We start from the raw sequence: 20,928 nt of genomic DNA on the forward strand, positions 1-20,928 counted from the left end.
GGGGTCCGATCCGTTCAAGACCGGCCGCACCGGCGGGTGCGACCCTGGCGGCATGCCCGTGAACCTTCCCGCGGCGGCGTCCTTCATGGCGACGCACGCCCGCCTCCTCGACCGCCGCCGCTTCGAACTGCTCGCCGGCACCGCCGATCCCGACGCGGTGCTGGCCGCCGTCGACGGCTACCGCAACGCCGACGGCGGCTACGGCTGGGGCCTCGAGCCGGACCTGCGGGCTCCGGAAAGCCAGCCCGGCGGCGCCCTGCACGCCTTCGAGGTGTTCGAGGAAATCGCCCCGGCGACGACGCCGCACGCGGAGAAGCTCTGCGACTGGCTGGCCACGGTGTCCCGTCCGGACGGTGGCCTGCCGTTCGCCGTGCCGGTGGCGGACCCGGCAGGCTGCGCGCCCTTCTGGGTCCAGGCCGATCCGGCGGAGGCCACGCTGCAGAGCACCGCGTTCACCGCCGGCGTGGCCCTGCGCGTCGCCCGCCACGACCGGGCCGTGCGCGAGCACCCGTGGCTGGCCGCGGCGACGCGGTACTGCTTCCGCGCCATCCGCGAGCTTTCCGCGCCGCCGCACGCGATCGCGTTGTCCTTCGCGGTGCAGTTCGCGGACGCGGCGCACGAACTCCACGAGGAGGCGGCCACGCTCCTGGACCACCTCGCCGCGTTCGTCCCGGCCGACGGACTGGCCCCGGTGGCCGGTGGTTCGGACGGCGAGACCCTCCGCGCCCTGGACTTCGCCCCGCTGCCGGACCGCCCGGCGCGCGCGTTGTTCACCGACGACGTCATCGACGCCGAGCTGCGGCGGCTCGCGGCCGCACAACAGGACGACGGGGGCTGGCGGGTGGATTTCGCGAGCTTCTCGCCCGCCGCGACCCTCGAGTGGCGCGGTTACGCGACCGTGCGTGCCGTGACGATTCTGCGCCGTCACGGACTGGCGTGAACTTCTACACGAGCGAAATCGAAGTTCACCCGACCGTGGCGAGTCGGCCGGGGACGGCCGCCCGCGCCTTCCGGTGTGCGTGACCGAACGCGTACTGTGACGGTGCAGAACCGCGCCCCCGGAGGTGAAGCGTGTCGTCGCGCAACCCGTTGCACTGGATCGCCCGCTGGGCGGACTGGTTCGAGGAGCGCGGCGTGTACGTGCCCGGCGAGGAGAGCCGCGCGGTCGACCCGGTCCGGGATTTCGGCTGGCTGATGACGGCGTGGGTGGCCGGCGTCGCGATCTTCATCCTCTTGTTCGCGCTCGCGGTTTAAGTGGCATGTGGGCAGAGATTGTCACCAGCCGTGCCGTTCCGGTCACGGATTGGCCACGGGGTGGCACCAGGTGCGCGACAACCGGCGGTCGCGCCTCGTAACCGCGCGCGATCACGGCCAGAGTGGAGCGGGTTCGCCCGGCAATCCCCCGTTGCCGACGGCACCCGACCCGCCGACTGGAGTACCCGCAATGGCGCTCGCGCGCACCCGCAAGATCATGTTCGCCGCAGGACTGCTCGGCCTGGCGGTGGCGTGCGGGGTCCCTGCGCCTCACGAAGGCACCGCGGCACTCGGCGCGGCGGGCTCCCCGGCGGGGGCCGGCGCTTCGGCCTCCCCGGCGGGCAACGACCTCAAGTTCGGCGTGGACCACCGGTTCGCCAGCGGCCTCACCATCTCCGTCGGCTCCCCGCAGTCGTTCCGCCCCAGCCCCTCGGCGTACCCGCAGAGCCCGCGCGGCGCGGCGTTCGACGTCCAGCTGACCAACGACGGCTCGACGACGTACAAGCTCTCGGGCCTCAACGTCACCGCCACCTCCGGCGGCACGGCGGTCAAGCAGGTCGTGGACACCACCCAGGGCTTCACCGGCATCACCGACGCGGGCAAGGACGTGCTGCCGGGCCGCTCGGTGCACCTCACGCTGGCGTTCGCGGTGCCGCGCGAGCAGACGCAGCTGCGGCTGCAGATCCGGCCGAGCGCGACCGAACCCGCCGCGGTCACCTACTGCGGTCCCGCCTGACGTTAGGCTCGGCGCATGACCGAGCGCCTTTCCCCCGGTGACGCAGCCCCGGACTTCACCCTGCCCGACAGCGAGGGCAAGGACGTGTCCCTGCGCGACTTCCGCGGCAAGAACGTGGTGGTGTACTTCTACCCGGCGGCGAGCACCCCGGGCTGCACCAAGCAGGCCTGCGACTTCCGCGACAACCTCGCCGAGCTGAACGACGCCGGTTACCAGGTGGTCGGCATTTCACCGGACACGCAGGCGAAGCTCGCGAAGTTCGCCGCGAACGAGAGCCTGACGTTCCCGCTGCTGGGCGACCCGGAGAAGACGGTCATCGAAGCGTGGGGCGCGTACGGCGAGAAGAAGAACTACGGCAAGACGTACCTGGGCGTGATCCGCTCGACGTTCGTCGTCGACACCGACGGCAAGATCGCCCACGCCTTCTACAACGTCCGGGCGACCGGCCACGTGGCGAAGCTGATCCGGGACCTCGGTTTGGCTTCCTGAAGCCCGAACGGGCCGGTGCTGCGGACCTTAACCCAGGTCCCGCAGCGCCGGCACCAGCAGCCGCAAAGCCAGGCCCCGGTGGGAAACCGCGTCCTTCTCCGCCGGTTCCATCTCCGCCGACGTCCGCGACTCCCCGTCCGGCCGGAAGATCGGGTCGTACCCGAACCCGTTCGTCCCACGGCGTTCCCGAATGAGGGTCCCCCGCCACTCGCCCCGGACCACCGTCTCCTCCCCTGACGGCAGCACCAGCGCCGCCGCGCAGACGAACTGCGCTCCGCGCCGCTCGTCCGGCACGTCACGAAGCTGTCCCAGCACCAGGTCCAGGTTCGCCTCGTCGTCCCCGTGCCGTCCAGACCACCGGGCCGACAGCACCCCCGGCATCCCGTTCAGCGCGTCCACGGCGATACCGGAGTCGTCGGCGATCGAAGGCAAACCCGTTGCCGCAACGGCATCACGGGCCTTCGCCACCGCGTTGCCCTCGAAGTCCGGCGCCGTCTCCGGCGCCTCAGGGAACGAAGGCACGTCGGCGAGACCGATGACCTCGAGCCCCGAAAGGCCCTCCGCCGCCACGATCCGCCGCAGCTCGCCGAGCTTCTTCGCGTTGCGTGTGGCCAGAAGCAGCTTCGTCACTTCGAGCCCTTCTTCTTGTCCGGACGCGGCTCCGGCAGCTCGCCCGGGTACGGCAGCGCCAGCGCCTCGTTCTGCAGCCGGGTCAGTTCCGCGCAGCCCGCCAGCGCCATGTCCAGCATCGTGTCCAAAGTGGACCTCGCGAAGGTCGCGCCCTCGCCGGTGCCCTGGACCTCGATCAGCGTGCCCGCGTCCGTGGCCACCACGTTCATGTCGACCTCGGCGCGGGAGTCCTCTTCGTACGGCAGGTCCAGCCGCACCCGGCCGTCGACCACGCCGACGCTGACCGCCGCCACGGACGACGACAGCGGCTGCGGGTCGTTGAGCCGGTTCGCCGCGCCCAGCCAGGTGATCGCGTCCGCCAAGGCCACGTAACCGCCGGTCACCGCGGCCGTGCGGGTGCCGCCGTCGGCCTGGATGACGTCGCAGTCGATGACGATCGTGTTCTCGCCCAGGGCAGCCAGGTCGATGCAGGCGCGCAGGGACCGGCCGATCAGCCGGGAGATCTCGTGCGTGCGGCCGCCGATCCGGCCCTTCACCGACTCGCGGTCACCGCGCGTGTTGGTCGCCGACGGCAGCATCGCGTACTCCGCCGTCACCCAGCCGAGGCCGGAGCCGGCCCGCCAGCGCGGCACCCCTTCGGTGACGCTCGCCGCGCACAGCACCCGCGTGTTGCCGAATTCGATCAGCACCGACCCGGCAGGCCACTGCTGGAACCCCCGGGTGATCTTGATGTCACGGAGCTGGTCGTCGTTCCTGCCATCTTTACGAGCCACAGGTGCACTCTATGACCGCCCGCTCAGACGTCGTAGACGGCACCCTGCTTGACGACCTCGGCACCGGGGAACCCGGCCGAAGCCTCGGCCAGCACCGCCCCGGCGTCGGTCCACGGCGCGATGTGCGTCAGCAACAGGCGCCCGACGCCGGCGTCGCGCGCCAGCTCGCCGGCCTGCTTGCCCGACAGGTGCACGCCGGCCGGGCGTTCGGCCGAGTCCGTCCAGGACGCTTCGGCGAGCAGCAGGTCGACGCCGTCGGCGAGCTCGTTCAGCGCCGTGCACGGGCCGGTGTCGCCGGTGAACGCGAGGATCCGGCCGCCGTAGGAGATCCGCAGGCCGTACGCCGGGGTCGGGTGGTCGACCTCGACCGCGACGACCTCGAACGGCCCGATCCGGAACGGCTCGGGCCGCAGCGGGCGGAAGTCGTACACGTCCGAGAGGTCCGTGACGGCCCGCTCGGTCTCGTTGGGCGCGTACGCGTTGGCCAGCCGGACCGGGGCGTCCGGCGGGGCGTACAGCGGCAGCAGCCGCGGGCGCGCCGGGTACGGCGGCGCCGGGTGGTAGCGCCGCAGGACGGTCAGCGCGCTGACGTCGGCGCAGTGGTCGGGGTGCAGGTGCGTGAGCACGAGCGCGTCCAGGTCGAACGGGTCGGCCACGGCCTGCAGCTGCGCGAGCGTGCCGTTGCCGAGTTCGAGGCCGAGCAGGAAGCCCTCGGCCTCGACCAGGTAACCGGACGCGGCGGCGTTCGGCCCGGGGATGCTGCCGGAGCACCCGAGGATGGTCAGTCGCACGACGACACCCTAAGCGTCCACCGCCGCGATCACGCGGTTGTGGGAGCGAGGACACCCGGAGCGAACCCCATGAACCGCTGGGCGAGCCGGGTGAACGGCTCCGCCGACCCGGTGGCGAGGAACTCGTGCCGCGGCGGGGTCTCCCGCGCGGCCAGCAGGTCCTGCTCGGTGAGCACGCGGACGAGGTCCTTCGCCGTCTCGTCGGCGCTCGAAACCAGGGTGACCTCCTGGCCCATCACGATCTGCAGCACCCCCTGCAGCAGCGGGTAGTGCGTGCAGCCGAGCACCAGCGTGTCGACCTGGGCGTCGAGCAGCGGCTGGAGGTAGCCCTGCGCCAGCCCGAGCACCTGCCGCCCGGTCGTGATGCCGCGCTCGACGAAGTCGACGAACCGCGGGCAGGCGACGCTGGTGAGCGTGATGTCCGGGGCCGCGGCGAAGGCGTCTTCGTAGGCCCGCGACCGCACGGTGCCCTCGGTGCCGATCACGCCGACGCGGCCGGTGTGCGTCGCCACGACGGCGCGGCGCGCGGCGGGCAGGACGACCTCGATCACCGGGACGTCGTAGCGCTCGCGGGCGTCGCGCAGGCAGGCCGCCGACGCCGTGTTGCAGGCGATCACCAATGCCTTCACGCCGCTCTCGACCAGCTCGTCGAGCGCCGCGAGGGCGTAGCTGCGGGCGGTGGCGATCGGAAGCGGGCCGTACGGGTTGTGCGCCGTGTCGCCGACGTAGCGGAGCTGCTCGGCGGGCAGCTGCTCGAGGATCGCCCTCGCGACCGTCAGCCCGCCGACGCCGGAATCGAACACGCCGATCGGGGCATCAGCGGGCGGAGACGTCACCCTTCGAGGTTACCCGGGACGGTCTTGCGGGAGCGCCGGGTGGTCAGCCAGGCCGCCAGGACGCCGGCCAGCGCGCCGAAGACGTGCCCCTGCCACGAGACGCCGGGGTTGCCCGGCAGCAGCCCGGCCAGCATGCCGCTCCACACGCCGAGCAGGACGACGGCGACCAGGATCTGCCCGGCCGCGCGGTTGAACAGGCCGCGGACCAGCAGGTAGGCGAGCCAGCCGAAGGCCAGCCCGGACGCGCCGACGGTGACGCCGTCCGACGGCCCGACCAGCCACACGCCGAGTCCGGAGACCACCCAGATGATGGCCGTGACCAGCGCGAACCGGCCGATCCCGGCGGCCATCGCGAGGAACGAGAACACCAGCACCGGGACCGTGTTCGCGAACAGGTGCGACCAGCCGGCGTGCAGGACCGGGGCGAACAGCACGCCGTCCAGCCCGGACAGCGCCCGCGAGTGGATGCCGCCCTGGTCCAGATCACCGGGGAGGATGACGTCGACCAGCTCGACCAGGTACAGCAACAGGGTGAACGACAGCGCGACGATCGCGGCGGCCACCGGTTTCGGCGGCAGCACGCGCTTGGCGGCGGTGGTTTCCGGCGCGGGACTCAAGGTGCTCACGCCTTCGAGGCTACGTCCGGGCACGGCCCCTTCACCTCGGGTGAAATCCCTGATCCGGGAGTTTTGTCGGTGGTCGCCGCTAGTTTGTCGGACATGGACGTCACCGGTTATCTCGCGCGGCTCGGCCTCGATCCCGAGCCGCCGAGCGCAGCAGCGCTGCGGCGCCTGCACGCCGCCCACGTGGAACGCGTGCCGTACGAGGCGCTGGAGGTGCAGCTCGGGCGGCCGACGCCGCTCGAGCCGTCGGCGTCGCTGGCGCGGATCCTGCGGGGCCGGGGCGGCTACTGCTACCACCTGAACGGGGCGTTCTCGGCGTTGCTGGCCGCGCTCGGCTACCAGGTCACCCGGCACCTGGGCGGGGTGCAGGGCAGCCCGGCGGACGCGCCGAACGTCGACCGGAACCACCTGGCGCTGACCGTCACCGGGCTGCCGGACGCCCCGGAGACGGCGTGGCTGGTCGACGCGGGGCTCGGCGACGGCCCGCACGAGCCGCTCCCCCTCCGGGAAGGCACCTACGTGCAGGGCCCGCACACGTACCGGCTGCGGCCGTCGGAAGTGGCGCCGGGCGGCTGGCGGTTCGACCACGACGAGTCGGGCAGCTTCACCGGCATGGACTTCGCGCCCGGCGTCGCGGAGATGGCGGACTTCACGGAGAAGCACGCCTGGCTGTCCACGGCACCCGAGTCCGGGTTCGTGCGGGTCTGCGTGGTGCAACGGCGGGACGAGGCGGGTGTGGACACCCTGCGCGCGCTCACCCTGAACCGCCACGGCGCCCGGGAACTGGTCGAGTCACCCGGCGACTGGTGGGCGGCCGCCGGTGACGTGTTCGGCATCCCGGCGGCGCTGTTCACGGCGGCGGAGCGCGAGCGGCTGTGGCGGCAGTGCGTCGCGCAGCACGAGGCTCACGTCGGCGGCAAAGGCAGCGAGGTGGTGCCGAGCGCGTAGTCCACCGCCGCTTCGGCGTGCAGGCGGGTCGTCGGGAAGGTCGGCACCGGGGAGTCCTCGGGGCCGACCAGCAGCTCGATCTCGGTGCAGCCGTAGATGACGCCCTCGGCGCCCGCGTCGGCCAGCCGCGCGATCACGCCGCGGTAGGCCTCCCGCGAGGCGGCTTCGACGACGCCGAGCACCAGCTCGTCGTAGATGATCCGGTGCACGAGGGCGCGGTCTTCGGCGCTCGGCACGAGCACGTCGAGACCGTGCGCGGCGAGGCGGTCGCGGTAGAACGGCTGCCCCATGGTGAACCCAGTCCCGAGCAGCCCGACGCGGCGGATCCCGGCGGCCTTGACGGCCGAGGCGGTGGCGTCGCCGAGGTGCAGCAGCGGGATGCCGAGGCCGTGTTCCAGCCGGTCGGCGACCTTGTGCATGGTGTTGGTGCAGAGCACGACGAAGTCGGCTCCGGCCGCTTCGAGGGCTTTGGCGGCCCGGTTCAGCTCGGCGCCGGCGTCGTCCCACCGGCCGTCGGCCTGCATCTGCTCGATGGCGGCGAAGTCGACGGAGTACAGCACGGTGTGCGCGGAGTGGAACCCGCCGAGGCGGGCTTTCACCCGCTCGTTGACGAGCCGGTAGTACTCGCTCGAGGATTCCCAGCTCATCCCGCCGAGCAGCCCGATGACCTTCATGCCGTCAGGATGCCTAAGCCCAGAGCTGCCCGTCGAGCCGCTCCGCCGCCTCGTCCAGCGACCCCGCGTACGCCCCGGTGGACAGGTACTTCCACCCGGCATCGGCGACGACGAACGCCACGTCCGCCTGCTCGCCCCGGGCCGCGGCCTTCTCGGCCACCGCCAGCGCCGCGTGGAGCACCGCGCCCGTCGAGATGCCCGCGAAGATGCCTTCGTGCTCCAGCAGCTCACGCGTGCGCCGCAGAGCGTCGTACGCCCCCACGGAGTACCGCCCGTTGAGCACCGAAGGGTCGTACAGCTCCGGCACGAACCCTTCGTCGAGGTTGCGCAGGCCGTACACCAGCTCGCCGTAGCGCGGCTCGGCCGCGATGATCTGGACGTCCGGCTTGGCCTCGTGCAGGTAGCGCCCGACGCCGACCAGCGTCCCGGTCGTGCCGAGACCGCCCACGAAGTGCGTCAGCGTCGGCAGGTCCTTGAGCAGCTCCGGGCCGGTGCCGCGGTAGTGCGCGTCGGCGTTGGCCGGGTTGCCGTACTGGTAGAGCATCACCCAGTCCGGGTTCGCCTCGGCCAGCTCCTTCGCCCGGCGGACGGCCTCGTTCGAGCCGCCCGCGGCCGGCGAGAAGACGATCCGCGCGCCGTAGGCCTGCAGCAGCTGCTTGCGCTCGGTGGAGGTGTTCTCCGGCATCACGCAGACCAGCCCGTAGCCCTTGAGCTTGGCGGCCATGGCCAGCGAGATGCCGGTGTTGCCCGACGTCGGCTCCAGGATCGTGGAGCCGCGGCGGAGCTTGCCTTCGCGCTCGGCGGCTTCGATCATGGCCAGCGCGGGCCGGTCCTTGATCGAGCCGGTCGGGTTGCGGTCCTCCAGCTTCGCCCACAGGCGCACGTCGTGCGTCGGGGAGAGCCGGGGCAGCCCGACCAGCGGGGTGCCGCCGAGCGCGTCGAGCAGCGACTCGAAGCGAGCCATCGATCAGCCACCGGCCACGGCGGGGAGGATGGTCAGGGTGTCGCCGTCCTTGACCTCCGCCTCGAGCCCGCCGGCGAAGCGCACGTCCTCGTCGTTGACGTAGACGTTGATGAAGCGGTGCAGCTTCTCCTCCTTGACCAGGCGCGCCTTGATGCCGGCGTGCCGGGCCTCGACGTCGTCGATGACCTCGAGGACGGTCGTGCCCTTCGCCTCGACGGACTTCTCGCCGCCGGTGTGGGTGCGCAGGATCGTCGGGATGGAGACGGTCACGGCCATGGGTTCTTACCTCCGGTGGGTTCTTACACGCAGACGCCGGTGGCGCGGCGGTTTATTCCGACAGGGTCAGCCGATGATCTCGACCGGCTCCTCGGTGATCTCGGCGTCCACGATCCGGTACGACCGGAACTCGTGCACTTCGGGGTCGCGGGTGGAGACGAGCACGTAGTGCGCGTCCGGCTCGGCCGCGATGTTCGCGTCGGTCCGCGACGGGTAGGCCTCGGTCGCGGTGTGCGAGTGGTAGATGACCACCGGCACCTCGTCGTTCGCGGCCATCTCGCGGTAGAGCTTCAGCAGGTCGCCGGAGTCGAATTCGTAGAACGTCGGCGACCGGGCCGCGTTGAGCATGGGGATGAACCGTTCGGGGGAATCCGAGCCCTCGGGCCCGGCGATCACCCCGCACGCCTCGTCGGGGTGGTCACGACGGGCGTGGGCGACGATCTCGTCGACGAGTTCACGGCGGATCCGGAGCACACCGACATCTTAGGTGGTGGACAACGCCGGTCCAGATGTTGAGATATACCGCTCACCAGCCGTTCCCGGGATACTGGCCGGGTGCCCCTGTCGTCGAAGGTCCGTGACCGGTGCCGGATGTACCTCGGCACGGACGAGCGGATCCAGTACCTCATCCCCGGCATGTCGCTGTACGTGAACCGCATGCGCCTGCGGGTCGGCTTCCTGGTCATGGTGACCGACCGGCACGTCACCCTGCTGGCCTGCAGCCGCTGGACGCTGAACCGGCCGAAGCAGATCTGGGAACGCCTGCCGCGCGCCACCGAACTGGGCCCGCTCGAGATCCACCCCTCGCTCGGGCCGATCCTGTCCGTCGGCGGCATCGACCTCGAGATCGACGAGGAGTACATCGCCGCGGTCCGCGCGGCGAACCTGGAGGCCGCCGGCGACGCCCTGCCCGAAGACCCCTACCCGGGCGCCTGACCGAACGCTTCGGGCCAGACGTCCCGGTAGGCGGGCACGCCACCCGCGGTGGTCGCCGCCAGAAGGCCGTGCACCATGGCCCGCGCGAACACCCGCGCCGCGGCCGAGCACAGCGCGTCCAGGGCCGCCGGGCGCGCCGCCGCACCGAACGGGCCGCTCGCGTCCGGCAGCTCGAGCGCCCCCGTGGCCAGCGCGAACACCGTGTCGCCGTCGAACATCGTGTGGGCCGGACGGACCGCCCGCGCCAGCCCGTCCTGCGCCGCGACCGCGATCCGCCGCGCTTCGGCCTTCGACAGCGCCGCGTCGACCGCGACCACGCCGATCGTCGTGTTGAGGTCCGTCCGGCGGGACGGCAGGTCGGCGGCCCGCGAAGGCCACGTCACGCCGAAGTCGCCGTGGTCGGCCGCGTAGGCGCGGCCGGTCGTCAGGTCCACGGCCTCGCCGGCCGCGTTCACCGCCGCCAGCGCGCCCACCGTGAACTCGCCCACGACCTCGCTGGCCGACCCGATCCCGCCTTTGAGCGACCCGACCGCCGCCCCCGCGCCCGCCCCGACCGTCCCCATGGCGAACGAGTCCGAGGCGGCCGAGCAGGCCGCGTACCCGAAGGATGCGTCCGGCCGGTTGCCCCACTCGCTGCGCGGCAGGTCGAACAGCACGGCCGCGGGCACGATCGGCACCACCTCGTGCGGTTGCGTCCCGACCGGGAAGCCCAGGTTGCGCTCCGCCAGCCACCGCATCACGCCGTCGGCCGCGGCGAGCCCGTAGGCCGAACCGCCGGAGAGGCACACGGCGTTGACCCGCTGGACCAGGTTCTCCGGTTCGAGGAGGTTCGTCTCCCGGGTGCCGGGCGCGCCGCCGCGCTGGTCGACCGCGCCGACCGCGCCCTCGGGCACCAGCACCACCGTCGTGCCGGTGGCCCAGCCGTCGCCGACCCGCTCGTGGTGCCCGACCAGCACACCCGGCACGTCGGTGATCATCCGGTCAGCGCCTGGATCAGCGTCTCCTGCACCCACGTCAGCCAGTGGTAGACGCCGAGGTGGGGCGCCCGCGGGTCGTCCTCGGGCAGCTCGTCGGGCATGTCCTCGGTGACGTCGAGCGCGATGCCCAGCGCCAGCCGGACGTCGTTGAGCGCGCCCAGCCAGGCGTCGGCCTGCTCCTCGGTCAGCCGGACGTGGCCGCCGTCGCGGGGCAGCGTGTCGAGCACGATCTTGGCCACGCCGACCTTGATGTCGAGCAGCTCCGGCTCGTGCAGCGAGCGCATCGCCGCGACCGAGTCGATGTCCTCACGGGACGGGTTGTCCGGGTCGAGCTTGTGGAAGTCCGGGAGCAGCCGCGAGAGCACCGGGTCGTCCGGGGACTCGGTGGGCCCGGTCCGGATGCCGGTGAGCTCGGCGAGCTCGTCCTGGGGTGCCTCTTCGGCCCGCGCGGTGAGCATGTCCTCGAGCTGGCTGACCAGCCCGCGCAGCACGGCCGCTTCCTGCTGCTCGAACCCCGCGTGGATCACCGCGCCCTTGCGCCGCCAACCGTTCACGAGGGCTGCTCCATGGTGGCCCAGAGGCCCGCCGCGTGGAGTTTCGCCACGTCCGTCTCCACCTTCTCCTTGCTGCCCGACGACACGATCGCCTTGCCCTTGTGGTGCACGTCCAGCATCAGCTTGGTGGCGTGGTCGCGGCTGTAGCCGAACAGCTTCTGGAAGACGTACGTCACGTACGACATCAGGTTCACCGGGTCGTTCCAGACCACGGTCCGCCAGGGGGTGTCCGACTCGGCGACTTCCGCACCGGCCGGTTCGACCTGCGTCTGTTCGGATGCAACAGGCGTGGACATGCACCCCATGGTGTCACGGGGGTGACGGGGTACGCCGCGCCAGGTCCGGCCATGTGGGTGAATAGGCTTACCCCATGGGTTCACCGGAGCCGGTCACGGCCAGCACTGCGCTGCTCACCGACCACTACGAGCTGACCATGCTGGGCAGCGCGCTCGCCGACGGGACGCACGCGCGGCCCTGCGTGTTCGAGGTCTTCGCCAGGAGGCTGCCGGACGGGCGCCGCTACGGCGTCGTCGCGGGCACCGCGCGGGTGCTCGACGCCATCGCGGACTTCCGCTTCACCGACGCCGAACTGGCGCAGCTGGAGGCCACCGCGGTCGTCGACGAAGCGACGCTGGCCTGGCTCGCCGACTACGAGTTCTCGGGCGACATCGACGGCTACCCCGAGGGCGAGCTGTACTTCCCCGGCTCGCCGATCCTCACCGTCACCGGCTCGTTCGGCGAATGCGTGCTGCTCGAGACGCTGGTGCTGTCCATCCTCAACCACGACAGCGCCATCGCCTCGGCCGCGGCCCGGATGTCCGGCGCCGCGCACGGCCGCCCGATCATCGAGATGGGTGGCCGCCGCACGCACGAGTACGCCGCCGTCGCGGCCGCGCGTGCCGCCTACCTGGCCGGCTTCGCGACGACGTCCAACCTGGAAGCCGGGCGCCGCTACGGCATCCCGACGCGCGGCACCGTCGCGCACGCCTTCATGCTGCTGCACGACAGCGAGGAGGCGGCCTTCCGCGCCCAGGTGGACAAGATGGGCGCGGACACCACGCTGCTGGTCGACACCTACGACATCACCGCGGGCATCGAAACCGCGGTCCGCGTCGCCGGACCCGAGCTCGGCGCGATCCGGATCGACTCCGGCGACGTCGGCCCGCTCGCCCGCCGCGCCCGCGAGCAGCTGGACTCCCTCGGCGCGAAGGACACCCGGATCGTGGTGTCCGGCGACCTCGACGAGCACGCCATCGCGGCGCTGCGCGCGGAGCCGGTGGACGCGTACGGCGTCGGCACCTCGGTGGTCACCGGGTCCGGCGCGCCGACCGCCGGCATGGTCTACAAGCTGGTCGAGGTGGACGGCAAGCCGGTCGCCAAGCGCAGCGCGCACAAGGAGTCCCGCGGCGGGCGCAAGTCCGCGCTGCGGCGCCACCGCGGCACCGGCACGGCGGTCGAGGAAGTCGTCTGGACGACCTCCGGCGACGCGCCCGAGCCCGAAGCCAACGACCGGCCGCTGCAGATCCCCCTGATCCGCGGTGGCCGCCCCGAGCCGGACCTGCCTACGCTCGACGACGCGCGGCAGCGGCTGCGCCGCGGCCTGGTCAGCCTGCCCTGGGAGGGCCTCAAGCTCTCGCACGGCGAGCCCGCCATCCCGACGCTGTTTCTCTGAGAAGGAGTCCGACCGATGGGTACCGCGCTGATCGTGGTCGACGTCCAGAACGACTTCTGCGAGGGCGGCTCGCTGGCCGTCGAGGGCGGCGCGGCCACCGCGGCGTCGATCTCGGCGCTCAGCGCGAGCGGCGGCTACTCGCACGTCGTGGCCACCCGGGACCATCACATCGACCCGGGCGCCCACTTCAGCGACACCCCCGACTTCACGGACAGCTGGCCGCCGCACTGCGTGGCGGGCACGCCGGGCGCGTCGTTCCACCCGGAACTCGACGTCGTCCCGATCGGCGAGGTGTTCTCCAAGGGCGAGTACAGCGCGGCCTACTCGGGCTTCGAAGGCGCGTCCCGGGACGGGAAGTCCCTGGAGGCGTGGCTGCGCGAGCACGACGTGACCGACGTCGACGTCGTCGGCATCGCCACCGACTACTGCGTGCGGGCGACGGCGCTGGACGCGGCCCGGGCCGGGTTCGGCGTGCGCGTGCTGCTCGACCACACCGCCGGGATCGCGCGGGCCTCGGTCGACCGCACGCTGCGGGACTTCGACGAAGCCGGCGTCACGTACACCGGAACGGCCCGCGTGGCGTGAAGGACCTTCAGGCGGCGCTGGCCGAACACCGGCTCGTCGCGATCCTGCGCGCACCGGACGCTTCCCGGTTCGCCGACGCGGCGATGGTGCTGCACGCGGCGGGCGTCCGCCTGCTCGAAGCGACCTTGACGACGCCGGGCGCGCCCGCGGCCATCACTGCGCTGCGCTTGGCGCTGGGCGAAGACGCGCTGATCGGGGCGGGCAGCGTCCGCGAACCGTCCGATGTGGACATCGCGGTGGACGCGGGTGCCGCCTACCTGATCACGCCGACGGTCAACCCGGCGGTGCTCGAGCGCGCCGCGGCCCTGGACACGCCGGTGATCTGCGGCGCGCTGACGCCGACGGAGATCGACCAGGCCTGGCGGCTCGGCGCGGCCGCGGTGAAGGTGTTCCCGGTCGCGGCCGTCGGCGGGGTCGCGTACCTGCGGGCGGTGCGGGCGCCGCTGCCGGACGTCCCGCTGGTGCCGACCGGCGGCGTCCACCTGGCCGACGTCGAGGGCTACCTGCGCGCGGGCGCGATCGCGGTCGCCGCGGCGACACCGTTGCTGGGCGACGCGCTCTCTTCCGGCGGCAGCCTGCCGGACCTGGCCATCCGCGCGGGCGAGTTCGTCGCGGCCACCGCCCGCTTCGCCACCGCCTGAAACGCCACTTTCCCTACGAAAGTGGCGCGCTACTTCTTGCCGAAGGGGTCGCAGGCGGCCGTGCCCAGGTAGATGTCGCCGCTCGCCGGGCCGCCCTGCGGGAACAGCTTGATGTGCACCGCGTGCGTCACCAGGCTGCCGTCCGGCGGCTGGGGCGTCACGGTCTCGTTGAGCACCACCGTCGCCAACGCCGTGCCCGCCGCGCCGCCGGGGATGACGATCCGGTGGTTCGGCGGGATCTCCTCCGGCACGGTGACGCCTTCGACGGCGCCGACCACCACTTCGCCGAGGCTGCCGGTGGCCGTCGTCGCGCACTTCGCCGAGAACGTCCGGACGGTGAGTTCCGGGCCGCCGTAGCGCATCAGCACGGTCGCCTTGAAACGGCGGCCTGCCGCCTGCGCGATCGCCGACTCGCCGGACCGCCCGCAGCCGGTGTCCCCGGCCCCGAACACGGCGATGTCGCCGGTGGCGCCCCCCTGCGTCCAGCCCTTGTACGGGCCGTCGACGGTGCATTTCGCCAGTTCACCGGTGACGATCTGCTCGTTGTCGATCATCACGTCCACCGAGCCGGAAGACGCCCATCCGGTGGACCGCACGGGGGCGGCCGCGCCGAGGAGCGGAAGGGCCAGCGTCGTCACAGCCAGCAACCGAAATGTCCTCTTCCTGGCGTTCCGCATGCTCCGGCCTCCTCGGTCCCGTGACAGCTCGCAGTCGTCCCCTTTCGTCATCGGCCGGTCCGGCGCCCGCCCTGATCGGGTCCACCCGGACGAGTGCCCGGTGAGGAACGCAACTCGGCGGGTCCACGGGCCGGTAACGAGCGTTAACCTCGGTCGTCGCCTGTTCACTTCGGGAGGTTTCGTGTCTTCGCTGTCCTTCGCCGGGAAGCGGCCCGTGCTGGCCGACCTCGTCCCCGGCTCGCTCGTGCGGGACATCGCGCTGGTCGCCGGCGGCGCCGTGCTCACCGGCGCCGCCGCGCAGCTGACGATCCCCGTGCCGGGCAGCCCGGTGCCGATGACCGGCCAGACGTTCGCCGCGCTGCTCGTCGGCGCGTCGCTCGGCATGTCGCGCGGTGCCGCCTCGATGCTGGTGTACCTGCTGGTCGGCGCGGTGGGTGTGCCGTGGTTCCAGCACGGCACCTCGGGCCTGTCCGGCGCGAGCGCCGGCTACATCGTCGGGTTCGTCTTCGCCGGTGCCCTGGTCGGCGCGCTCGCCGGCCGCGGCGGCGACCGGACGCCGGTGCGCACCGCGGGCACCATGGTGCTCGGAAACCTGGTGATTTACGCGTTCGGCGTGCCGTGGCTGATGGCCTCGACCGGGTTCGACCTGTCGACGGCGTTCGCCAAGGGCGTGACGCCGTTCCTGATCGGCGACGCGATCAAGATCGTCGTGGCCGCCGGTCTGCTGCCGCTGACCTGGAAGCTGGTCTCCGGCCGCACGCAGGACTGACCTCGTGAGTGGTTAGGGCGGTTAGAACCGCCCTAACCACTCACGAGCCGGGGTGCTCCGCGACGCGAGTGGCCCGTTCGCGACGGAGCACCGATCTTTGTCGGTGGCGGCGGCTAATGTGTGTCGCTGTGCCCGCCCGAACCGATTTCCCCGGCGTCCTCGAACTCCTCACCCACGCGGTGGAGTCCGTCGGCGGTGCCGAACGCCCAGGGCAGGTCCAGATGGCCGACGCCGTCGGCCGCGCCATCCGCACCGGTGAGCACCTGGCCGTGCAGGCCGGCACCGGCACCGGCAAGTCACTGGCCTACCTCGTCCCCGCGATCCGGCACGCCGTCGAGAAGGAGGCCACGGTCGTGGTCTCCACGGCCACGATCGCGCTGCAGCGCCAGCTGGTCGACCGTGACCTCCCCCGCCTGGCGAAGGCGCTGAAGAAGCCCCTCGGCCGTGAGCCGACCTTCGCGATCCTCAAGGGCCGCCGCAACTACATGTGCCTGCACCGGCTGGATTCCGGCGCGCCGGACGAGCCGGAGGACGCCCAGCTCTTCGATCCGTTCGCGGTGTCGCGGCTGGGCAAGGAGGTCACGCGGCTGCGGGAGTGGGCCTCGGACACCGAAACCGGCGACCGCGACGAACTCGTCCCCGGCGTCTCCGACCAGGCGTGGCGCCAGGTTTCGGTGACGGCGAAGGAATGTCTCGGCGCTTCGCGCTGCCCGATCGGCACGGACTGCTTCGCCGAGAAGGCCCGCGCCGAGGCTGGCCGCGCCGACGTCATCGTCACCAACCACGCGCTGCTGGCGATCGACGCGCTGCAGGGCTACCAGGTCCTGCCGGACCACGACGTGGTGATCATCGACGAGGCCCACGACCTGGTCGACCGGGTCACCTCGGTCGCCACCGGCGAGCTGACCAGCGCCATGTGCGCGGCGGCCGCGCGCCGCTGCGGCAAGCTCATCGACGCCGACGTCGCCGACCGCCTGCTGGAAGCGGGTGACGGGCTGGCCCTGATCATCGACGACCTGCCCGCGGGCCGGCTGGACGAGCTGCCCCGGCCGCTCAAGGGCGCGATCCCGGCGGTCCGCGACGCCGCGCACGCGTGCATCACGGCGCTGGGCAACGACCGCAAGGAGGACGTCGAGGGAGCCACCGCGCGCAAGCTGGCGCGGTCGCTGCTCGACGAGGTCCACGACACCGCGGTCCGGCTGCTGGAGGCGTTCGACGACGACCAGGCGCACCAGCGCGACGTCGTCTGGCTCTCCGGCGACAAGTACTCGTCGAACCCGCGCCCGCCGGCGCTGAAGGTGGCGCCTCTCGGGGTCGCCGGCCTGCTGCGGGAGCGGGTGTTCAACCAGCACACGACGATCCTGACCTCGGCGACGCTGACCCTGGGCGGCACCTTCGACACGATGGCGCGCCAGTGGGGCCTCCCGCCGGGCGCGGCCCGGGTGGAGCAGGCGCCGGGCGCCGCAACGGAGAAGGAAGCGCCGTCGGACGAGTCGGGCCCGAAATGGACCGGCCTGGACGTCGGCTCGCCGTTCGACCACCGCCGCAACGGGATCCTGTACCTGGCCAAGCACCTGCCGCCGCCAGGCCGTGACGGCCTGACATCGTCCACAATGGACGAGCTGGCCGAGCTGATCGAGGCCGCGGGTGGGCGCACGCTCGGGCTGTTCTCCTCGATGCGGGCGGCCAAGCAGGCCACCGAGGAGATGCGGGAGCGGCTGGATTTCCCGATCCTCTGCCAGGGCGACGACGCGACATCGCTGCTGGTCCAGAAGTTCTCCGAGGACGTCCGCACGTGCCTGTTCGGCACGCTGAGCCTGTGGCAGGGCGTGGACGTGCCCGGGCCGTCACTGCAGCTGGTGGTGGTTGACCGGATCCCGTTCCCGCGCCCGGACGACCCGGTGTCGTCGGCCCGGCAGCGCGCGGTGGAAGCCCGCGGCGGCAACGGGTTCTTGACCGTGGCGGCCACGCACGCGGCGCTGCTGCTGGCGCAGGGCACCGGGCGGCTGCACCGCGCGGTCAGCGACCGCGGGGTGGTGGCTGTGCTGGATTCGCGGCTGGCGAACGCCCGCTACGGCGGTTTCCTGCGCGCGTCGCTGCCGCCGTTCTGGCCGACGATGGACCCGAAGGTGGTGCGGGAGGCACTGCGCCGGCTGGACGCAGCCGCGCCCGCGTGACGCGCTCCACAGCCGCGCCCGGTACGGTGAAGCCACCGAAGCAACAAGGGAGCACCGGTTGACCCAGGATTCGTCCAGCGCCCAGTCCCGGACCGTCAGCGTCGACGACACCGGCGTGCGGCGGCGGCTCGCGGACGGCAGCGAAGAAGCTGTCACGTGGGCCGGCCTGTCGTCGGTGATGGTGCGGGTCATCCCCGACGGCCCGTGGAACGAAGACGTCTTCTTCATGCTGGTGGGCACCGACGGCAAGGGCACCGCGGTTCCGAGCGGCGACCCGGCGGCCGACGCGCTCATCGAGCGCCTGCAGGCCCTGCCGGGCTTCGACAACGAGAAGTTCATCGAGGCCATGACGACCGACGCCGACCAGGCCTACGTCGTCTGGGAATCCGGCCAGAACTGAAGTGCGCTGCCCGGTGGCGTGCCGCTGGCGTTCCCCGACGGAAAGCAGCTCGCGAAGTTCTTCGAGGAGTTCGACGAGCTAATCGCCGTTACGCCGGAAACTCCTCCGTCACCGGAATCCCCTTCTTGAGCGTGCGGCTCACCGTGCAGAGCCGCTCGATCGCGCGGTCCACAGCCCCGGCGAGCGCATCCCGCTGATCCGCCGTCAAAGTCGACACGTCGACATCGAAAGCGACGTGGACGGCGTCCAGCTCCGAAGCACCTTCTCGGCGGTCGGCGTCGACGGTGACCAGGAATTTCGCGTCCTCACCGATCCGCCGGACGATCAGCTCCTCCGCGGTCACCGCGCTGCAGCCCGCGGCCGCGATCTGCAGCAGCTCGGCGGGCGAGAAGGCCCCTTCGGCGCCCTTGCGGCCCAGCCGCACCTCCGCGCCGCGTTCGTTGCGCCCGACGAACGCGTGCTCGCCCGTGCGTTCCACTTCCAGTGTCATGCCCGCTCCAACCGGGTCAGGATGCCGCTTGTTCCGGCGCCCACTGGGCGAGCACCGTGATCGTGCCCGGATCGACCTCGGTGAACCCGGCGTCCCGCACGGCGATGACGCGGTTGCGCCGCCACGCGCCCTCCGGGTCGTCGCCCGGGTGCAGTTCCTTCCACTGCACGGGGGTCGCCGTGCGCACGGCGACCCGGAACCCCTGCGCGGCCCAGGCGGCCCGCTCGGCGTCGCCCAGCAACGCGGCGAGGATCATCGTCGCGTGGCCGACCTGGGCGGCGCCCTTGCCGACGGTCATCGGCACGTGCGGGTTGAGCAGCAGCAGCGGGACGCCGTCCGGGAGCGGCCCCGGCTCGTCCGGCGGCAGTTCGCTGCCGGAGATCTGCAACCGCGCGACTTCCTTGGGGGTCTCGGTGACCAGGCCCGGCACGAGCGCCCGCGCCTCGGCGCCGTCGACCTCGACGGTGATGCCCGGCAGGTCCTGGACGGCCGCCCAGTGCGCGCCCCGCGCCCGCCGCGCGACCTTCCGGATCCGGTTGTCGAGCCAGGCGTGCATCGGCTCGGCCCACTCCCCGCCGGGTTGCGAACGCTCGTCGAGGCACACCGCCAGCGCGGCCGCGGCCGCGGCCTCCAGCAGCGGCGTGCGGCCCGGCGGCTCGGCGCGTTCGATGCGGAGGATGACCGGCATCGCGCGGACTTCGCCGGGGAGCTCGTCGGAGGTGTCCGAAGTGTCTTCGGCCGGAAGCCCCAGCCAGAACGCGTAGCGGGCGCCCAGGGGGTCGAGAACGCTGCTCACGGCCGCATCAGCTCGAGCCCGTCGGCGGCGTCGGCCGCTTCGACCTCGCCGCGGGTCAGGCCGAGCACGAACAGCACGGCGTCGAGGTACGGGTGCGACAGCGCGGTGTCGGCCACCTCGCGCAGCGCGGGCTTCGCGTTGAACGCGACGCCCATGCCCGCGGCCGACAGCATGTCGATGTCGTTCGCGCCGTCCCCGACGGCGACGCACTGCTCGAGCGGGATGTCGTACTCGGCGGCGAAGCGGCGAAGCACCTTCGCCTTGCCTGCGCGGTCGACGACGTCGCCGATGACCTTCCCGGTGAGCTTGCCGTCCACGATCTCGAGCTCGTTCGCCACCGCGAAGTCGAGCCCGAGCTCCTCCACCAGGCCGTCGATGACCTGGGTGAAGCCGCCCGAAACGACGCCGGTGCGGAAGCCCATGCGCTTGAGCGTCCGGATCGTGGTCCGCGCGCCGGGGGTGAGCTCGATCGACGCGGCGACCTGGTCGATCGCCGTCGCCGGCAGGCCCGCCAGCAGTGCGACCCGCCGTTCCAGCGACTCGGTGAAGTTCAGCTCTCCGCGCATGGCCGCTTCGGTGATTTCGCGGATCTCCGGCTCGACCCCGGCGTGCGCGCCCAGCATCTCGATGACTTCGCCCTGGATCAGGGTGGAGTCCACGTCGAACACGACGAGCCGCTTCGCCCGGCGCGTGATGCCGGCGCGCTCGACGGCGATGTCGATCCCGGCCTCGACCGCGGCGTCGGCGAGTTCCGAGCGCAGCGCGGCGTCGGCCTCGGGGGTGTCCTCGTCGACCGAGACGTACAGCTCGAGCCCGGTCACGGGGTAGTCGGCGACGCTGCGGATCGCGTCGATGTTGGCGCCCAGCGCGGCCAGCCGGCGCGCGACCTCCGAGAAGCCCCGCGCGGTGACCGGGCGGCCCAGGACGACCAGCACGTGGGAGGAGTCGCGGCGGCCGAGCGCGAACGGGTCGTCGCCGATCGCGTTGCCGATCTTGACGTCGACCTGCATGCCGACGGACGCCATCGCCTGCTCGACCGCCTCCTGCAGGCCCTCCGGGTCGCGGTAGACCCCGGCGAGCACCCCGAGCACGAGCTGCCCGCGGATGACCACCTGCTCGACGTCGAGCACGTCGACGTCGTGCCGGGTCAGCACGGCGAACAGCACGGACGAGACACCCGGCTTGTCGGGGCCGGTCGTCGTGATCAGGACGGGGGTCTGGGTCACTGGTCATCCCTCGTTCGGCAACGCTGCACGGCCA

At 72.3% G+C, this 20,928-nt stretch carries 28 protein-coding genes; 12 read left to right on the forward strand and 16 right to left on the reverse strand.

Annotated features, from left to right (window positions below):
• Positions 1-52: 52 nt before the first annotated feature.
• The 4 genes from ACFPLC_RS04725 (at position 53) to bcp (ending at position 2,479) form a co-directional block, all read left to right on the forward strand.
• Complete coding sequence (locus ACFPLC_RS04725) at positions 53-940, forward strand: hypothetical protein (protein ID WP_378235703.1); 888 nt, start codon at positions 53-55, stop codon at positions 938-940.
• Positions 941-1,071: 131 nt separating this feature from the next.
• Positions 1,072-1,254: a hypothetical protein gene (locus ACFPLC_RS04730; RefSeq protein WP_191316359.1), complete on the forward strand. Its 183-nt coding sequence runs from the start codon at positions 1,072-1,074 to the stop codon at positions 1,252-1,254.
• Positions 1,255-1,444: 190 nt separating this feature from the next.
• Positions 1,445-1,990 carry a hypothetical protein gene (locus ACFPLC_RS04735; protein WP_378188666.1) on the forward strand — a complete coding sequence of 182 codons (546 nt, stop codon included), beginning with the start codon at positions 1,445-1,447 and terminating at the stop codon, positions 1,988-1,990.
• 15 nt (positions 1,991-2,005) lie between these two features.
• A complete protein-coding gene (gene bcp, locus ACFPLC_RS04740; protein WP_378188667.1) occupies positions 2,006-2,479 on the forward strand; it encodes a thioredoxin-dependent thiol peroxidase in 474 nt (157 codons plus the stop codon).
• Between the two features lie 27 nt (positions 2,480-2,506).
• Here the strand turns inward: bcp and rdgB are convergent, their stop codons facing one another.
• The 5 genes from rdgB to ACFPLC_RS04765 are packed head-to-tail and all read right to left on the reverse strand — an operon-like array spanning position 2,507 to position 6,135.
• On the reverse strand, positions 2,507-3,109 hold the full coding sequence (rdgB, locus tag ACFPLC_RS04745; RefSeq protein WP_378188668.1) for an RdgB/HAM1 family non-canonical purine NTP pyrophosphatase: 603 nt from the start codon (positions 3,107-3,109) through the stop codon (positions 2,507-2,509).
• On the reverse strand, positions 3,106-3,882 hold the full coding sequence (gene rph / locus ACFPLC_RS04750; RefSeq protein WP_093948149.1) for a ribonuclease PH: 777 nt from the start codon (positions 3,880-3,882) through the stop codon (positions 3,106-3,108). The genes rdgB and rph overlap by 4 nt, the downstream gene beginning before the upstream one ends.
• Before the next feature lie 23 nt (positions 3,883-3,905).
• Positions 3,906-4,673 carry an MBL fold metallo-hydrolase gene (locus ACFPLC_RS04755; protein WP_191316364.1) on the reverse strand — a complete coding sequence of 256 codons (768 nt, stop codon included), beginning with the start codon at positions 4,671-4,673 and terminating at the stop codon, positions 3,906-3,908.
• A 29-nt stretch (positions 4,674-4,702) separates the two neighbouring features.
• Positions 4,703-5,509, reverse strand: a complete 807-nt coding sequence (gene murI, locus ACFPLC_RS04760) for a glutamate racemase (protein ID WP_378188670.1) — start codon at positions 5,507-5,509, stop codon at positions 4,703-4,705.
• Positions 5,506-6,135: a rhomboid family intramembrane serine protease gene (locus tag ACFPLC_RS04765; protein ID WP_378188671.1), complete on the reverse strand. Its 630-nt coding sequence runs from the start codon at positions 6,133-6,135 to the stop codon at positions 5,506-5,508. The genes murI and ACFPLC_RS04765 overlap by 4 nt, the downstream gene beginning before the upstream one ends.
• An 84-nt stretch (positions 6,136-6,219) precedes the next feature.
• On the opposite strand from ACFPLC_RS04765, the gene ACFPLC_RS04770 reads away from it, so the two are divergent.
• Positions 6,220-7,080: an arylamine N-acetyltransferase family protein gene (locus ACFPLC_RS04770; RefSeq protein WP_378189063.1), complete on the forward strand. Its 861-nt coding sequence runs from the start codon at positions 6,220-6,222 to the stop codon at positions 7,078-7,080.
• Here the strand turns inward: ACFPLC_RS04770 and ACFPLC_RS04775 are convergent.
• The 4 genes from ACFPLC_RS04775 to ACFPLC_RS04790 all read right to left on the reverse strand — a co-directional run bounded on the left by ACFPLC_RS04775 (position 7,038) and on the right by ACFPLC_RS04790 (position 9,468).
• Positions 7,038-7,754, reverse strand: a complete 717-nt coding sequence (locus ACFPLC_RS04775) for an aspartate/glutamate racemase family protein (protein WP_378188672.1) — start codon at positions 7,752-7,754, stop codon at positions 7,038-7,040. The genes ACFPLC_RS04770 and ACFPLC_RS04775 overlap by 43 nt on opposite strands.
• 13 nt (positions 7,755-7,767) lie before the next feature.
• Positions 7,768-8,718 (reverse strand): PLP-dependent cysteine synthase family protein, encoded by a 951-nt coding sequence (locus tag ACFPLC_RS04780; protein ID WP_378188673.1) that lies wholly within the window; start codon positions 8,716-8,718, stop codon positions 7,768-7,770.
• A 3-nt stretch (positions 8,719-8,721) separates the two neighbouring features.
• Positions 8,722-8,994 (reverse strand): MoaD/ThiS family protein, encoded by a 273-nt coding sequence (locus tag ACFPLC_RS04785; RefSeq protein WP_191316369.1) that lies wholly within the window; start codon positions 8,992-8,994, stop codon positions 8,722-8,724.
• A 66-nt stretch (positions 8,995-9,060) separates the two neighbouring features.
• Positions 9,061-9,468: a M67 family metallopeptidase gene (locus tag ACFPLC_RS04790; RefSeq protein ID WP_191316370.1), complete on the reverse strand. Its 408-nt coding sequence runs from the start codon at positions 9,466-9,468 to the stop codon at positions 9,061-9,063.
• An 81-nt stretch (positions 9,469-9,549) separates the two neighbouring features.
• On the opposite strand from ACFPLC_RS04790, the gene ACFPLC_RS04795 reads away from it, so the two are divergent.
• The gene (locus ACFPLC_RS04795; RefSeq protein WP_378188674.1) at positions 9,550-9,930 is read left to right on the forward strand and encodes a hypothetical protein; all 381 of its coding nucleotides are present in this window, start codon (positions 9,550-9,552) and stop codon (positions 9,928-9,930) included.
• Here the strand turns inward: ACFPLC_RS04795 and ACFPLC_RS04800 are convergent.
• The 3 genes from ACFPLC_RS04800 to clpS are packed head-to-tail and all read right to left on the reverse strand — an operon-like array spanning position 9,915 to position 11,757.
• Positions 9,915-10,907, reverse strand: a complete 993-nt coding sequence (locus tag ACFPLC_RS04800; protein ID WP_378188675.1) for a P1 family peptidase — start codon at positions 10,905-10,907, stop codon at positions 9,915-9,917. The genes ACFPLC_RS04795 and ACFPLC_RS04800 overlap by 16 nt on opposite strands.
• Complete coding sequence (locus ACFPLC_RS04805; RefSeq protein ID WP_378188677.1) at positions 10,904-11,461, reverse strand: DUF2017 domain-containing protein; 558 nt, start codon at positions 11,459-11,461, stop codon at positions 10,904-10,906. Before ACFPLC_RS04805 ends, ACFPLC_RS04800 begins: the two co-directional genes overlap by 4 nt.
• Positions 11,458-11,757: an ATP-dependent Clp protease adapter ClpS gene (clpS, locus tag ACFPLC_RS04810; protein ID WP_004560461.1), complete on the reverse strand. Its 300-nt coding sequence runs from the start codon at positions 11,755-11,757 to the stop codon at positions 11,458-11,460. The genes ACFPLC_RS04805 and clpS overlap by 4 nt, the downstream gene beginning before the upstream one ends.
• Before the next feature lie 74 nt (positions 11,758-11,831).
• Between clpS and ACFPLC_RS04815 the strand changes: the two genes are divergently transcribed.
• The 3 genes from ACFPLC_RS04815 to ACFPLC_RS04825 are packed head-to-tail and all read left to right on the forward strand — an operon-like array spanning position 11,832 to position 14,359.
• Positions 11,832-13,133, forward strand: a complete 1,302-nt coding sequence (locus tag ACFPLC_RS04815) for a nicotinate phosphoribosyltransferase (RefSeq protein ID WP_378188678.1) — start codon at positions 11,832-11,834, stop codon at positions 13,131-13,133.
• A 15-nt stretch (positions 13,134-13,148) separates the two neighbouring features.
• Positions 13,149-13,718, forward strand: coding sequence for an isochorismatase family protein (locus tag ACFPLC_RS04820; RefSeq protein ID WP_378188679.1), 570 nt, complete (start codon positions 13,149-13,151; stop codon positions 13,716-13,718).
• Positions 13,715-14,359, forward strand: coding sequence for a bifunctional 4-hydroxy-2-oxoglutarate aldolase/2-dehydro-3-deoxy-phosphogluconate aldolase (locus tag ACFPLC_RS04825; RefSeq protein WP_378188680.1), 645 nt, complete (start codon positions 13,715-13,717; stop codon positions 14,357-14,359). The genes ACFPLC_RS04820 and ACFPLC_RS04825 overlap by 4 nt, the downstream gene beginning before the upstream one ends.
• A 29-nt stretch (positions 14,360-14,388) precedes the next feature.
• On the opposite strand, the gene ACFPLC_RS04830 is transcribed toward ACFPLC_RS04825, so the two are convergent.
• Positions 14,389-15,006 (reverse strand): choice-of-anchor P family protein, encoded by a 618-nt coding sequence (locus ACFPLC_RS04830; protein WP_378189064.1) that lies wholly within the window; start codon positions 15,004-15,006, stop codon positions 14,389-14,391.
• A 211-nt stretch (positions 15,007-15,217) separates the two neighbouring features.
• Here ACFPLC_RS04830 and ACFPLC_RS04835 point away from each other — a divergent pair, with 211 nt between their 5' ends.
• From ACFPLC_RS04835 to ACFPLC_RS04845, 3 genes are all read left to right on the forward strand, one after another.
• The gene (locus ACFPLC_RS04835) at positions 15,218-15,805 is read left to right on the forward strand and encodes a biotin transporter BioY (RefSeq protein WP_378188682.1); all 588 of its coding nucleotides are present in this window, start codon (positions 15,218-15,220) and stop codon (positions 15,803-15,805) included.
• A 128-nt stretch (positions 15,806-15,933) separates the two neighbouring features.
• A complete protein-coding gene (locus tag ACFPLC_RS04840) occupies positions 15,934-17,982 on the forward strand; it encodes an ATP-dependent DNA helicase (protein ID WP_378188683.1) in 2,049 nt (682 codons plus the stop codon).
• Positions 17,983-18,040: 58 nt separating this feature from the next.
• Positions 18,041-18,382: a hypothetical protein gene (locus ACFPLC_RS04845; RefSeq protein ID WP_013229471.1), complete on the forward strand. Its 342-nt coding sequence runs from the start codon at positions 18,041-18,043 to the stop codon at positions 18,380-18,382.
• A gap of 88 nt (positions 18,383-18,470) precedes the next feature.
• On the opposite strand, the gene ACFPLC_RS04850 is transcribed toward ACFPLC_RS04845, so the two are convergent.
• The 3 genes from ACFPLC_RS04850 to serB are packed head-to-tail and all read right to left on the reverse strand — an operon-like array spanning position 18,471 to position 20,894.
• Positions 18,471-18,872, reverse strand: a complete 402-nt coding sequence (locus tag ACFPLC_RS04850; protein ID WP_378188685.1) for an OsmC family protein — start codon at positions 18,870-18,872, stop codon at positions 18,471-18,473.
• 16 nt (positions 18,873-18,888) lie between these two features.
• Positions 18,889-19,668, reverse strand: a complete 780-nt coding sequence (locus tag ACFPLC_RS04855; protein ID WP_378188686.1) for a peptidyl-tRNA hydrolase — start codon at positions 19,666-19,668, stop codon at positions 18,889-18,891.
• Positions 19,665-20,894 carry a phosphoserine phosphatase SerB gene (gene serB, locus ACFPLC_RS04860; protein WP_378188687.1) on the reverse strand — a complete coding sequence of 410 codons (1,230 nt, stop codon included), beginning with the start codon at positions 20,892-20,894 and terminating at the stop codon, positions 19,665-19,667. Before serB ends, ACFPLC_RS04855 begins: the two co-directional genes overlap by 4 nt.
• Positions 20,895-20,928 lie beyond the last annotated feature (34 nt).

The sequence above is a fragment of the Amycolatopsis plumensis genome, from assembly GCF_042652605.1.
Classification (GTDB): domain Bacteria; phylum Actinomycetota; class Actinomycetes; order Mycobacteriales; family Pseudonocardiaceae; genus Amycolatopsis; species Amycolatopsis plumensis.

Bases quoted from the DNA above. Each gene is read 5' to 3' on its own strand.
- ACFPLC_RS04725 (WP_378235703.1), top strand. From the start codon at position 53: ATGCCCGTGAACCTTCCCGCGGCGGCGTCCTTCATGGCGACGCACGCC.
- ACFPLC_RS04735 (WP_378188666.1), top strand. From the start codon at position 1,445: ATGGCGCTCGCGCGCACCCGCAAGATCATGTTCGCCGCAGGACTGCTC.
- bcp (WP_378188667.1), top strand. From the start codon at position 2,006: ATGACCGAGCGCCTTTCCCCCGGTGACGCAGCCCCGGACTTCACCCTG.
- ACFPLC_RS04775 (WP_378188672.1), bottom strand. From the start codon at position 7,754: ATGAAGGTCATCGGGCTGCTCGGCGGGATGAGCTGGGAATCCTCGAGC.
- ACFPLC_RS04780 (WP_378188673.1), bottom strand. From the start codon at position 8,718: ATGGCTCGCTTCGAGTCGCTGCTCGACGCGCTCGGCGGCACCCCGCTG.
- ACFPLC_RS04785 (WP_191316369.1), bottom strand. From the start codon at position 8,994: ATGGCCGTGACCGTCTCCATCCCGACGATCCTGCGCACCCACACCGGC.
- ACFPLC_RS04800 (WP_378188675.1), bottom strand. From the start codon at position 10,907: ATGATCACCGACGTGCCGGGTGTGCTGGTCGGGCACCACGAGCGGGTC.
- clpS (WP_004560461.1), bottom strand. From the start codon at position 11,757: ATGTCCACGCCTGTTGCATCCGAACAGACGCAGGTCGAACCGGCCGGT.
- ACFPLC_RS04815 (WP_378188678.1), top strand. From the start codon at position 11,832: ATGGGTTCACCGGAGCCGGTCACGGCCAGCACTGCGCTGCTCACCGAC.
- ACFPLC_RS04820 (WP_378188679.1), top strand. From the start codon at position 13,149: ATGGGTACCGCGCTGATCGTGGTCGACGTCCAGAACGACTTCTGCGAG.
- ACFPLC_RS04850 (WP_378188685.1), bottom strand. From the start codon at position 18,872: ATGACACTGGAAGTGGAACGCACGGGCGAGCACGCGTTCGTCGGGCGC.